Origin of the sequence: Halomonas sp. AOP13-D3-9 (assembly GCF_052379125.1) — a bacterium.
Taxonomy (GTDB): domain Bacteria; phylum Pseudomonadota; class Gammaproteobacteria; order Pseudomonadales; family Halomonadaceae; genus Vreelandella.
This window is the reverse complement of sequence record NZ_JBQSYH010000012.1, coordinates 16,005-28,706: the sequence shown is the minus strand read 5'-3', so window position 1 is coordinate 28,706 and position 12,702 is coordinate 16,005. Positions and strand designations below refer to the sequence as shown.

13 protein-coding genes are annotated in these 12,702 nt (G+C 55.9%); 9 read left to right on the top strand and 4 right to left on the bottom strand.

The genetic code is table 11. The features are described from left to right. Positions 1 to 22 precede the first annotated feature (22 nt). The 3 genes from ACT3UM_RS14355 (at position 23) to ACT3UM_RS14345 (ending at position 1,915) form a co-directional block, all read left to right on the top strand. Positions 23 to 175, top strand: a complete 153-nt coding sequence (locus ACT3UM_RS14355; RefSeq protein ID WP_498899862.1) for a hypothetical protein — start codon at positions 23 to 25, stop codon at positions 173 to 175. A gap of 67 nt (positions 176 to 242) precedes the next feature. After that, positions 243 to 770 carry a TetR/AcrR family transcriptional regulator gene (locus ACT3UM_RS14350; RefSeq protein WP_498899861.1) on the top strand — a complete coding sequence of 176 codons (528 nt, stop codon included), beginning with the start codon at positions 243 to 245 and terminating at the stop codon, positions 768 to 770. Beyond that, positions 767 to 1,915, top strand: a complete 1,149-nt coding sequence (locus ACT3UM_RS14345; RefSeq protein ID WP_498899859.1) for an MFS transporter — start codon at positions 767 to 769, stop codon at positions 1,913 to 1,915. The genes ACT3UM_RS14350 and ACT3UM_RS14345 overlap by 4 nt, the downstream gene beginning before the upstream one ends. 133 nt (positions 1,916 to 2,048) lie before the next feature. Here ACT3UM_RS14345 and ACT3UM_RS14340 read toward each other — a convergent pair whose 3' ends face one another. Then, entirely contained in the window at positions 2,049 to 2,942 is an 894-nt protein-coding gene (locus tag ACT3UM_RS14340) for a LysR family transcriptional regulator (protein ID WP_498899857.1), read from the bottom strand. A gap of 109 nt (positions 2,943 to 3,051) precedes the next feature. Here ACT3UM_RS14340 and ACT3UM_RS14335 point away from each other — a divergent pair, with 109 nt between their 5' ends. Beyond that, entirely contained in the window at positions 3,052 to 3,888 is an 837-nt protein-coding gene (locus ACT3UM_RS14335; RefSeq protein ID WP_498899855.1) for an SDR family oxidoreductase, read from the top strand. An 81-nt stretch (positions 3,889 to 3,969) separates the two neighbouring features. Here the strand turns inward: ACT3UM_RS14335 and ACT3UM_RS14330 are convergent, their stop codons facing one another. The 3 genes from ACT3UM_RS14330 to ACT3UM_RS14320 form a co-directional block, all read right to left on the bottom strand. Then, positions 3,970 to 4,527: a sugar O-acetyltransferase gene (locus ACT3UM_RS14330; protein ID WP_498899853.1), complete on the bottom strand. Its 558-nt coding sequence runs from the start codon at positions 4,525 to 4,527 to the stop codon at positions 3,970 to 3,972. Between the two features lie 209 nt (positions 4,528 to 4,736). Further along, entirely contained in the window at positions 4,737 to 4,925 is a 189-nt protein-coding gene (locus ACT3UM_RS14325) for a hypothetical protein (RefSeq protein ID WP_498900068.1), read from the bottom strand. Positions 4,926 to 5,259: 334 nt separating this feature from the next. Continuing rightward, complete coding sequence (locus ACT3UM_RS14320; RefSeq protein WP_498899851.1) at positions 5,260 to 7,101, bottom strand: DUF3413 domain-containing protein; 1,842 nt, start codon at positions 7,099 to 7,101, stop codon at positions 5,260 to 5,262. 390 nt (positions 7,102 to 7,491) lie between these two features. Here ACT3UM_RS14320 and ACT3UM_RS14315 point away from each other — a divergent pair, with 390 nt between their 5' ends. The 5 genes from ACT3UM_RS14315 (at position 7,492) to ACT3UM_RS14295 (ending at position 12,687) form a co-directional block, all read left to right on the top strand. Further along, positions 7,492 to 8,196 (top strand): response regulator transcription factor, encoded by a 705-nt coding sequence (locus tag ACT3UM_RS14315; RefSeq protein ID WP_498899849.1) that lies wholly within the window; start codon positions 7,492 to 7,494, stop codon positions 8,194 to 8,196. Next, positions 8,196 to 9,428 (top strand): sensor histidine kinase, encoded by a 1,233-nt coding sequence (locus tag ACT3UM_RS14310; protein ID WP_498899847.1) that lies wholly within the window; start codon positions 8,196 to 8,198, stop codon positions 9,426 to 9,428. Before ACT3UM_RS14315 ends, ACT3UM_RS14310 begins: the two co-directional genes overlap by 1 nt. Before the next feature lie 179 nt (positions 9,429 to 9,607). After that, positions 9,608 to 10,498 carry a polyprenyl synthetase family protein gene (locus ACT3UM_RS14305; protein ID WP_498899845.1) on the top strand — a complete coding sequence of 297 codons (891 nt, stop codon included), beginning with the start codon at positions 9,608 to 9,610 and terminating at the stop codon, positions 10,496 to 10,498. 9 nt (positions 10,499 to 10,507) lie between these two features. Beyond that, on the top strand, positions 10,508 to 11,482 hold the full coding sequence (gene ccmA, locus ACT3UM_RS14300) for a heme ABC exporter ATP-binding protein CcmA (RefSeq protein ID WP_498899843.1): 975 nt from the start codon (positions 10,508 to 10,510) through the stop codon (positions 11,480 to 11,482). After that, entirely contained in the window at positions 11,479 to 12,687 is a 1,209-nt protein-coding gene (locus tag ACT3UM_RS14295) for an ABC transporter permease (protein WP_498899841.1), read from the top strand. Before ccmA ends, ACT3UM_RS14295 begins: the two co-directional genes overlap by 4 nt. Positions 12,688 to 12,702 lie beyond the last annotated feature (15 nt).

Sequence of the window (12,702 nt, the reverse complement as noted above, 5' to 3'; positions counted from 1 at the left end):
CCAATCGACCCGTGAAGGCTACATGCCACTCAACGACTATATCGAAGAGGTTATGACGCTGTTTAGCCAGCAACCGACACCCAAGGAAATTCTGGTTGAGAAAGTGAACTTTCTGCGCTGGGCAGAGCGTGATGGACACTTCGATCAAGCGGTCGAGTTGCTCAACAAGATGTGAGTTCTTCGTATTTCATCACGAGCAGGTAATAATTGACGATGTAAAATGATCGTTTTACACTGCTCACATGGATACCAAAACAAAGCTTATTTCAGCAGCAGAGCAGCTTTTCGACCGGCACGGCTTTACCGCCACCGGGATGGACAAGCTAACCAAGACGGCTGGCATGTCGAGCCGAACGCTCTACAAGCATGCGGGTAGTAAAACAGCGCTGATAACGGAGGTGCTCAAAGAGCGCCATCGACGGTTCCAGCCGCTCATCGAAGTGGAGAGCGTTGATGCGCTCTTCGACGCGCTGAAAGAATGGATAAGGAGCGAGAGCGCAAGAGGATGCCTTTTTCTGCGGGCTTACGGCGAAACTGGCGGTGACACGCCGGAAATCACCGACGCCGTGCTGGCCCACAAGGCAAGGCTTTATGACAAGATCCAGGACATTGTCGCGATAGAAACCGATGGCCAGGAGATGCCGGAACTCGCCGAGCAGATCCTTATCCTGTACGAAGGCGCCACCGCAGCCGCGATTTACCGTGGCCCGGAGGCGGTAGTCTCGGCACACAAAGCCGCATTAGCACTGCTCAAGCAGGCACGATCATGAGCCCCAGCGTGTACCTCGGTGCGGCGGGGTTTGGCTTAATCGCAGTGTGCTATGGTTTTGCGCGCTTCGCCTTCGGGCTCTTTCTGCCCCAGATCGACACTGACCTTGCTCTCACGCCCACCTTGAGTGGTTTCATATCGGGCGGTTCATTCCTGGGCTACTGTATCGCCATCATCTTATCGGCCTACCTGACCGAACGCATCGGCGCCCGCGCCATTGCCATTGGGGCGGCGCTGGTCGCGGCAGTCGGCATGGCAGGCATCGCCATGGCGCCCTCCCCACTATTACTCGCCAGCGCGGTCATGCTGGCTGGCTCAAGCACCGGGCTGGCCTCTCCGCCCATGGCTGCAGCGGTGGCCGCCGCCGTGCGGCCAGACCGGCAAAGTGCCACCAACACGATCATTAATGCCGGAACGAGTGCCGGTGTGGTGCTTTCAGGGCCCGTCGCGTTACTAATGGGAGGCCAATGGCGGCTGGCTTTCGCTTTTTTTGCCGTGGCCGCTTTTGTGATGGCGGTAGTCGCCGCGCTCAGCGTACGCAGCGGCACCAAGGCGACCCAGGTCTCGGGCGGCCTGCCGCCCTTTAACAGCGTTATTATGCGCTTGATCGCGGCTGCTTTTCTGATGGGCGCCTCCAGCACCGCTATTTGGTCTTTCGGCGGCAAACTCGTCGCGCTGCAGCTTGGGTGGGGCAATACCGGCGCGGGGCTGCTTTGGATCGCCATCGGTGCAGCCGGTATTGTGGGCGCAGGCGCAGGCACATTAGTGGCGCGTTTCGGGATCGACCGCGTGCATTGGCTGTTTCTGGGTGCAATGGCGGCAGGCATTCTTTTGGTTGGTAACAGCGCCACCACTCCCTTACTGGCAATCGTCGGTGGCATGCTGTTCGGCGCGGCTTACATCACGGTGACAGGTGTCTACCTGGTATGGGGTGTCACCGCGCTGCCCGACCGGCCCGCTACAGGTCTGATGATCGGCTTTCTGACCATCGCGATCGGCCAGACGGCTGGCGCCCCACTCTTTGGCTTTTTGATGGATCGGCTGACACCCGACTACGCTGTGCTGGTCTTCGCATGCCTTGCCTTTACCGCTGGGCTGGCAAGGGCAGGCAACGCCATACTCAAGCCTGCCCCAAAAGTCACCTAGTCAGCACAAGGGGGAAGTCATCTAATAGCGGGGGTTATTGGCCATACAGCGGCAATGGTGCGTGGTAACTGCAGCGAAGCTGAAGCGGCCCAGACGTCGCTGCGCTTATTCAGGAGGTTGCACTATATAGAGACTACGCTCGCAAATCTCGCAGCAGGTTGATAAAAGCCCGCAGGCTGGGCGGCACATGCCGGTTATTGGGGTAGTAAAGACACAGCCCAGGGATGCGGGGGCACCACTCATCTAGCACGGTGACCAGCCTCCCATCGTCCAAATAGGTGTGTGCATATGACTCTGGCACGTAGGCAATCCCCAACCCATCCGCTGCGGCTTCCACCATCAGTTGGCTACTGTCCAAGGTCAGCGCGCCGGGCACATCTACCGCCACATCCTGGCCGTGCTGCTGAAACTCCCAGCGGTAGAGTTTACCGCTCGGCAGCCTTTGCCTTATGCACTGGTGGGAAGTCAGATCGTCCGGTGCCTTTGGTGCCACCCGGCCACATAGATAGTCAGGAGAGGCAACAGCAAGAAAACGCAGCTCATGACCCACAGGGATGGCAATCATATCCTGGGGAACTGCCTCTCTAAGCCTTACGCCTGCATCAAAACCCTGCTCAACAATATCAACCAGCCGTCCCTCGGCCACGAGATCCAGCTCAACGCCATCATGAAGGGTGAGGAAACGCGGTACTACGGTTTGCAACAACAGCCGCACAGCCCCTTCACTGCCATTGATACGCAGTCGGCCTGTGACCTTTCCCTCGACGCTCGATACATCCTCCAAGACCGATTCCAGATCACTCAGTAGCGGGCTCAAACGCAAGAGCAACCGCTCGCCGCTCTCGGTCAGGGAGACGCTACGTGTGGTTCGGTGCAGCAGCCTGGTTCCAAGCCTTTGTTCCAGCGTACGCACGGTGTGGCTAAGTGAAGAACGGCTAACCCCCATAAGGTCGGCTGCTCGGCGAAAACTGCGGTGTTCTGCCACGGCCTGAAACGCCTTCAAGTCGGTTAACGTTGGCTTGCCCATTGGTGAATTACTTTCACCTCCTCGTGCCAATTGATGAGTATTCTCTTACTAGTGTTACTGCCCTAGCCTTTGTCTTGCAACACTTGATGAATGACTTAGGAGATATCTCATGGCTAAAACCTGGCTTATTACAGGCACCTCAACCGGCCTCGGCCGTCTACTTACTGAACGGCTGCTTGAACGCGGCGACCGCGTTATAGCAACGCTACGCCGGAAGGGTTCGTTGGACGACTTGCTCGCTTTACACGGAGATCGCTTGCAGATACTTACCTTTGATGTGACTGATACGCAGACGATGAGAGATGCCGTTTCGCAAGCGTTCGCAACACTTGGTCGAATCGATGTGGTGGTCAGCAATGCGGGGTATGGACTCTTTGGCGCTGCAGAAGAAGCCAGTGACGAACAGATTGAGCGGCAAATCGCGACCAATCTCACAGGCTCTATCCAGTTCCTGCGCGCCGTACTGCCCCATTTACGCGAGCAAGGGGGTGGCCGGATTGTTCAAGTATCGTCAGAGGGCGGCCAGATCGCCTATCCCAGCTTCAGCCTTTACCACGCCACGAAGTGGGGCATCGAGGGGTTTGTAGAATCCGTGGCACAAGAGGTCGCGCCTTTTGGTATTGATTTCATTATCGCCGAGCCGGGCCCCACTGCCACCCACTTTGGCGAGGGGTTAGATCGCACACAGACGATGCCCGCCTATGAAGACACCCCAGCGGGAGAGGTTCGTCGCGCTTTGGCATCTGGAGCTTTCGCCATTAAAGGCGATGCAGGCAACACCGTTGATGCCATCATTAAAACAGCGGATATGCCGAACCCGCCATTACGCCTTACATTGGGCAGCACTGCCTATGACTCCATTAGCAATGCGCTTAAAGAGCGCCTTAAGTCGCTCGAAGCGTACAAGGAGGTAGCCTTATCTGCGGACAGCGATGAGCCGAGCTGATGTGCATTGTCCTACAAGGATTGAGCAGATCGTCTCGGCCAACGAGATTAGAAAGACCAAGGGAGCCTCTGATGCTTTTACTTAGGCCTCAATATTTTTAATTATCCTGGCTGGATTACCGCCTACCACCACATTCTCTGGCACATCTTTAATAACGACAGCTCCTGAGGCTATAACAACGTTATTGCCAACCCTAACGCCTGGATTAATGATTGCCCCACCACCAATCCAGACGTTATTGCCAAACGTAATCGGCTTTGCGTACTCTTTGCCAGCATTACGCTCATGGGGATTAAGGGGGTGCGTGGCCGTATAAATCTGTACATTTGGCCCGAGCATGCAGTTATCGCCAAACCGGATTTCACAAACATCCAGCAGAGTACAGTCGAAGTTGGCGAAAAAGTTTTCGCCAACATGAATGTTATACCCGTAATCCAAGCGTAAATTAGGTTCTATATAGAGATATTCCCCCGTCGATCCGAACAACGCTTTCAAGGCTTTTAAGCGCTGGGCGTCAGTTTCCAATACGTGATTGTAGAGCCTCACTTGTCGCCTTGTTTCTTCACGCTCTTTTAGCAGTAGCGGATCAGCAGGGTTATAGAGCTCCCCTGCTAGCATCTTGTCTTTTTCTGAACGCATTAGTTGTTTTCCTTGCTAAAACCCATCGTTAATCAACGCTAGCCGTTATTATCCTGACGCTGCTTCGTCGTAACATAACGCAGCTGGTTGACGAGCAAGCATCGAGGTCATCAGTCCCTGAACACGGCTAAGGCCATAGGAACGCTAAAGCTTGGATCGATGATCGCGCGCCCCAGCGATTCAGGCCGTGATCTTTCCGCGCCCAGAGATTATTCCTGAACGACAAATGATCCACTGGGGTAATAGTTGCAGATGAAATCCACAAAGGCCCGGACTTTGGGGCTCTGTAAGCGTCGGGAGGTATGCAGAACCCAAAGCTCGACTTCGTTGCCAGCGGCGCCCCACGACACCAGCTCGCCTCTTTCCAGCAGGCCTCCGATGATGGATTGCGGCAGCATGGCCGCCCCTGCACCCGCTACAGCGGCATCTCGAACTGTCGCGTTCTGTACGTCAATGTGCCGCACTTTGCCGACAAGTATAGTGTGGAGCACATGATCGAGCAGATGGGCTTTAACGCCACCATCCTGCGGCGCAGCCAATTCACTATGCCACTACACTTGTTGTTCCTGGTCATTGAAACCGCCGAGCCTTCAACGCCGCACGGGGTTCGGGGTCGAAGATCTGCACCTTGTCGGGTTACCCATTGGCCTGCTCAACAGATGGTTATAGGCATTGAGGTCATGGCTGATTCACTCTGTATGCTGAAGCGGGCAATGCTGCAACCTTGGTGTCTTAGCGATAGAACCTCGACAGCGCCCTGAGTACCTCGTTCGCCACCCGGGCATGGAGCTTGGTATTGTCGAGTTCGTTCATACGGTAGTCATAGATGTCGAAGGCCCCTGTGGGGTGCACGGCCACCTGATAGTCGGGCATCAGGATGCCATAACCCATGTAGCTGCCTGAAAGCATCCAGTCGCGATGGGGTTCGTCGTCCAACAGGCTTTGCCCCAGGGTGTAATATTGAGGCGCCGATTCACAGGCTAGCAGTTCCTCGAGCAGCGTCGGTGCGATATCGGCATGGTGCGTTCGCCGCTCCAGCGTACCACCGGACCGCCCTGGCAAATGCATCACCAGCGGGACCTGGACCTGCTCCGGCGTGTAGTTGCTGCCATGCCCCCAGTAGTTCTTGTCATGTTCGTTGAAAGACTCCCCGTGGTCGGAAGTAATCACTATCGCAGTATCCTCAAGCTGCCCACGGCGCTCCAGGTCATCGAGTACACGTCCCAATTGCTGATCCACATAGCGCGCTGCCGTGCGATAGCGGTTCCAGTAAGGTTCGGGATCAAAGTCAGGGCCCAGGTTCATGTGGTTGATATGTTCCCAATAGGGCGTGAACCGCGGGAAGTCTGGCGGATGGCTGTAGCCGTGCACGGCGTCATAGAACAGAAAACCAAAAAACGGGCGCTCATCTGACCTTGCCTCTTCTTTGTCCATCCAGGCTAGCCAGTTATCGGTGATCTGCTGGTCGCGCTCCCAGGGCTCGCCCTGTGCTGGCTCCAGCGAGATATCCTTGAGACCGGCAAAAACGTTACGGTCAAAGGCAGGGCTCACCAGCGTCGCCGAAGAGAGAACCTGAAAGCGGTAATCGGCCGCCTTGAATCGCTCCATCAGCACCGGGGGCGTCTGGCTGGCAGTAAATGCATCCCAGTAGGTGACTGGCAGGCCATAGAAGAGGCTGAAGACGCCGGCCTTGGTGGAGTTGCCGCCACTGATATGCTCACGCGCCCTGAACCAACCGGGTTGATTGGCGTACCGGTAAAGATTCGGCATCACTTCAGGAGTCAGCATGTCGTGACGCAGGGTATCCAGCAGCACCAGCAACAGGTTGTCGGAAGACACCGACGGCGAGCAGCTCAGCGGCGCGGAGGGGTAGACCAGGTCCTGCACCTCGCCATCCGTCGCCTCGAGATCCACCCGATCGCGCACCGCCTGGGGGTCGACCCACCCCTTTTCGACGAAAAAGCGCTTGGCAGTGGCCGGATAGAAGACCGGCACATGACGCGTCATGCCGGTGATGTCGCGGTCGTAGTGGGCATCCGCCCAGGCATGCCAACCGTGTACCCCCAGCAGGGCCAACAAGCTCACTACCAGCATTGCGCCCACAGGCCGTGACGGTGGACGCCGCCTGACCAGCAGCCCGAGACCACCCTGCACTGCCAACATGCCCAGCACGCCACCGACGGCCATTGCCCAGGCGACCCATGAGAAGCTGAACACGTCGCCCCCGGCGTTGAGCAGCAAGTCGAGGATGAAGCCGCTCAGGTGGAAGCGATACTGAGCGTAGACAAAAGTATCAAGCAGCAGCAACAGCTGCAGGCCACTCGCCCACAGGGTCGTCATCAGCCATAGTCCGATGCCGCGTAAAAGCGTGGCCAGCAGGAACATCGGCAGAGCGGCCAGCCATACCAGCAGCGAGAGATGGCCGAGGAAAACCATCAGCAGGTAGCCCCACTGCTCGGCCCCCTCGGGCTGGATATAGCCGACATAGCGCAGCGAGATCATCCAGGTTAGCAGCAGGTTGGCCAGGGTCCAGGCGCCAAGCCAGCGCCACCGGTGCAGGAGTCGATAGAGCATGCGCGAAGTCTCCAAAGACCAGAGGCCCTTCAGTCAACGTTGGGTGGAAAGCGTGTTGACTGTCGCAGCCGCTGACTTACTGAAAACTTACGCAATACTTCTTGATCGTTCCGATCCCCGGTAAGACTTCTGAAAGACGCATTACCGGATAGTCTCGACGAGGATCAATCCATGCGAGAGCGGGAGTCCGACTAAAAGGTCAGACACGCTGCCGAATAAGCCGGCACCGTCCTATTCGCATTTGTTATTGTCACTAGATTGTCGCTTTCACATTTCAGCGACGTTTTAGTCACATCGGCTTTGCTAACTTGTCAGAGTTTAATCAAGGCAGCGAGGCCGAGCCACTACTGGGTCTGCAACTGGGTTATGCCTGAAAAGGGAGATCAGCTGATGGGAAACGTGCTTGGAGCGGCACCGGTTAGAGTGCTGATTGTCGAAGACAACCGCGACATTTGCGAGAACATCGCTGCGTATCTTGAAAAGCATAGCTATGTTGTGGATTTTGCCTATGACGGTATCAGCGCTATGTACTTGGCGTTGACGAATCCGTTCGACGTTATAGTTCTGGACCTGATGCTTCCAGGGATGGATGGCCTAAGTTTCTGCAAGAAGCTGCGGGCTGATGCCAAAGTAGAAACGCCTGTGCTCATGCTAACGGCGAGAGACACGCTTGACGATAAGCTTAAGGGGTTCGAGGCGGGAGCCGATGACTATTTGGTCAAGCCATTCGCATTACAAGAGCTACATGTGCGTCTGCAGGCGCTGTGCAAACGTAGTCACGGAAAGACCGACAATCTGTTAACGGTTGGTGATCTGACGATGAACAGATCCACGCTGCAAGTGCATCGTGCGGGGCTGCGCATCGATCTCACCCCTACCGGCATGAGACTACTTCAACGATTGATGGAAGAGGCGCCGTCTGTTGTGGCTCGCGATGATCTCGAAACCTTGTTGTGGGCTGACGAGCGCCCCGATGGCGATGCGCTTCGCTCGCACTTGTACAAGCTGCGTCAGGCTATCGATAGGCCGTTTGATTGCCCGTTAATTCATACCGTGCATCGCATCGGGTACCGAATTGCAGAGGATGCTCAGTAATGTACCGGCACAGTTTACGCACGCGTGTCGCCATTGCATTTGCGGTGTGCGTTGCTGTATTGAGCGTGGCCTGGGGGCTCGCTTTCTTCGCGGCGATCAGGTTTACCGAAGACAGAGTGCTCCAGCATCAGCTGCAGCGTGCCGCAGAGAGCTACCCATATATGCCGATGAACCTTCGCGGATACGATGAGATCAGTAGCTTGCCTGAATCACTGAGGGAATGGGCCCAAACCAATCCCGGTGAAGGATTGTACGAATTCGAAGAAAAAGAACTGCATGTCGCGGTAGTAGCTACCGACAATGAACAGCAACACGGCTTTGTGGTGTTCGATGTTGCCGGGATTGAAGCTGCGTCTTCAGAGGATTGGTGGTGGCTGCTCTTTATCACCGGTGCCGTGGGTGCGCTCGCTACTCTGGGTTTCGCGCTGGGCGTGGTTGTTATGCGCAAAGCTGTCGCCCCTGTGGCACAACTCGCCAAAGCAGTCGCGAACATCGACCCGGAACAACTATCGGCCGAAGATCATAAACGCATAGAGGCCAGCCGTTTCGGCGATGATGAAGTTGGCGTGCTGGCGAGAACCATCGAAAAGACGCTTGAGCGTATCAGCGCATTTGTTGAGAGGGAACGATATTTTACCAGTTCAGCCAGTCATGAGTTACGGACGCCGATCACGGTGATAACAGGCGCACTTGAGCTGCTTGAACAAAGTGATTTGTCAGCGGCCGATGTGAAGGTGGTAGATAGAGTGAGGCGCGCTACGCTCGATATGAAAACCACGATTGAAATGTTCTTGTGCCTCGCTCGCGAAACCGACGACGGGTTGTATGACGAGCAGTTTTTAGTGATGCCGCTGGTGAGCAAAGCGATAGATCAGCAGCGCTACCTGCTGACCCGCAAATTCGTCGATGTTGATATCGACGAACTCGCAAAACCCAGAGTCAACGGTCATCCACAGGCTTTTTCTATTGCGGTCAATAATCTGGTGCGAAATGCGTTCGAGCATACGCTCCACGCGCACGGTCCGATCACGATTCGTATTAAAGAGCATGAGCTCTTAGTCACCAATCAGGTGAGCAGTGACGCTGATAAGCGGCACACACAGACTGAGGTGACATCGTCGCGGGGGTATGGTCTTGGTCTGGGTATCGTGCAACGGCTGTGTGAGCGCAATGGCTGGTCGTTTTCACTAATCGCTGATGAGAAGCGTGTCGTCGCCCGTCTTTCATGGTGACCCAAAAGACCAGGCTAATACAATTCTTCAAATTGCGGTTCAAGGAAGTCAGCTCTGACTTTATTACGGCCGCATAGGTAGGCAACTGGGGGTACAGGGTGACCTTTACACGCAAGCCGCAAGCGTCCGCCGCAGAGTCCGCGCCTGTCGCGTCTCAAGGTAGAAAGAGACAAGTTCCAATGACTCCACCGATGGATGTTGTCCATCTAAAGAGCATGGTAAACGCAACCTTGCTGGAGCTTATGCCAGCTCAGGAAACATCGCCCACGCATCTGCATCAAGGCATGCATTACGCCTTGCTGGGTTCAGGCAAGCGATTGCGCCCGCTTCTTACGCTTCTAGCTGCGAATGTGGCCACTGACAGTCACACCCTCCGTATGGCCTGCGTATCGGAACTAGTGCATACCGCTTCGCTGATTCTCGACGACCTGCCCTGCATGGACGATGCGACTATGCGCCGCGACCGCCCCTGCACGCATATACGCTTTTCCGAAAGCACCGCCATTCTTGCCTCAACCAACTTACTCAACCTCGCGTACGGGGTTATCGCCGATTGCCCCAGCGTGGATGCTTCCACCAAAGTCGCCGTTAGCGCTCATCTCAGTCATGTTATTGGTTCTATGGGATTAGTGGGCGGGCAGATCGCTGATTTACAAAATCACCCCGTGGCCTCCAAGAGCGCCATTGAGCAACTCTACCACCAGAAAACAGGTTGCCTGTTTGAGTTTGCTGTCGTCACCGGTGCACGACTTAGGGGGCTGGATGCAGAAGTGATAGACGCATTGACGCGCTTTGCCCGTGCCTTTGGTCTGCTGTTTCAGCTTTACGATGATATGTTGGATCACAGTACCTTTGTGCAGGAGACCGGTAAGGACGTGCAGCAGGATGCGGCGAAAACCACCTTGCTTTCTCTTTACACACCGGAAGAAGTTCGCAGCGCATTGAGCAATGCACAAGCAATGGCAAGAGAGCAATTAAGTAGAGCAGGATACGATGGATCCTTACTCGCAGCACTCGTGGAACAACAGTTCGTTACCTTTAACGGTGCGGCGCAAAGGCTTGGGGTTTAGACCTTGCGAATGACGACTGCAGCACTCACCATTGATCAACTACGGGTTGTCTACGGCAGCCACAGCGCCTTAGACGACGTTTCTTTACAGGTACGTCCAGGCGAAATACTCGGCATCCTCGGGCCTAACGGTGCCGGAAAATCGACATTATTGCGCGCCATTACCGGCAAGCTGCGCCCCACCTCTGGGCAAATATTCATTGCAGGAAAAGCGCTTTCTCCGGGTAAGGCCTATCAGCATTCCATCGGTTTCACCCCCCAGTTCCTGGGTTTATACCGGCACCTGACGGGACGGGAGAACCTGGCGTTTTTCGCGCGCTGCGCAGGCGTCAGCCGACACCAGGTGCCCACGCGGGTCAGCCAAGCGCTGGAAGAAATCGAGTTAACAGACAAAGCCCATGTGCGAGTGGATCACTTGTCCGGCGGTATGCAACGACGCTTACACCTGGCAGCCACCCTGGTCTCGCACCCTTCTCTACTCGTGCTGGACGAACCCACGGCAGGGGTCGACCTGGATGTGCGCATGTCAATCCACGGCCTTATTCGCCGCCGCGCCGAGCAAGGTGCGGCCGTGGTCGTAGTGACTCATGAGTTAGATGAAGCTGAAGTGCTATCCCACCGCGTAGCCCTTCTACATCAAGGCCAACTACAAGCCTTGGCCGAGCCCCAGACGTTAATACAGGAAACCTTCGGCAACCGTCAGCTATTCGTTGTGCGTACGGTTCACACGCCCTCCCCGGCACTCTGTGAGGGGCTGCAGGAGATCGGCTTTCGCCCTCGCAGTGATGAGAGTAGTTATGAGAGCACTGAATGGTTGCTGCAAAGTGACCTGCCGCTGGATCAGTTGATTGATCACCTCTACCGCGACCTGGGCGAAGCACGTGATGCCATTGCCGAGGTTTCGGTGCGTCGGCCTGGATTAAAAAACGTGATGCAGCACTTTACCGGTGCTCGAACCGACTCTGCAGCGGAGACGGTGCCATGAGGGCAATTTTTCGGGTGATGGCTCTGGGCTTATGGCGTGACCGCGGCGCGTTACTCCTGGCATTTGCTTTGCCCAGCTTGGTATTCGCCATATTCGCCAGTATCTTCTCCGGCGCCACGGAAGGCGACTTGCACTTGCGGGTCGGTCTTGTGGTGGAAACCGAAGATCAACAGATGCAAGAGTTTGCGCAGTACCTGACGCAGACCGAAGAGCTGGAGATTACGGCTCTGCCCAATTCGAGCCGTGCTCAACTACTGGAAGAGGTGCGGCAAGGCAATTTCGACACGGGGGTGATCGTTCACGGGCAACCGGACACGGACAACGATCCGCTGTTTACTATTGTCAGCGAGCCCACCCGTGAAATTGCCGCTCTGTCTCTACAAGGCTGGCTGCGCCAACGCCTGTTCTCCCAGCAACCGCAGGTTCTTGTGCAACGCCTTGCGCAAACCACAGAAGCTCTGGTTGAGGGTTTCTCGCCCGAACAACAAGCGCGCCTGGACGCCGCTCTGGAAGCCATGGCCAGGGACCCGGGCGAGGCAGCGGTCGAAGACTCGCTTATCGAGCTGGAACCCGTCTATGGCAAGGCGCCGGCGTCAATATCTGGGCTTAGCGGTATTGCTTACTATGCGGGTGCCACCACTATTCTGTTCTTGTTATTGTCCGCCGTGAACGCGGGCATGGTCAGTTTGGAAGAGCGCCAAAACGGTATATCCGAACGCCTTCTACTGAGCAAAGCTGCGCATTCACGGTTACTGCTGGGGCGGTTTCTGTTTTTGTTAAGTCTGGGATTCTTGCAGGCTAGCGCTATATTCCTGGTCGCAAGGGTCGGTTTTGGACTACAGATAGAGAGCGCTTTGGCGAAAGTCATTGTCATGGCACTTGCCTGCGCCGCCGCTAGTGCTGGGTTGGCACTTTTACTCCTGTCGCTGTGTCGAACAACGCAACAGGCGACAACCTTTTCTTCTTTTTTTGTGCTCATTATTTCCAGCGTCGGCGGCTCAATGGTGCCACGTTTTATGATGCCTGACTGGTTGCAGACGGTAAGCCTGTTCACGCCGAATGCCTGGGCTATTGAAGGTTTTTACGGGGCGTTGATTCGTGGCGACAGCTGGGCTCAGCTAGCCCAGCCCGGCGGCATCTTGGCTGCCGTGGCGCTGGTGAGCCTGCTTTTAGCTGCCCTCCCCTTATTCAAGACGCCGGCCTAAGAGAGGTTGTAAAAC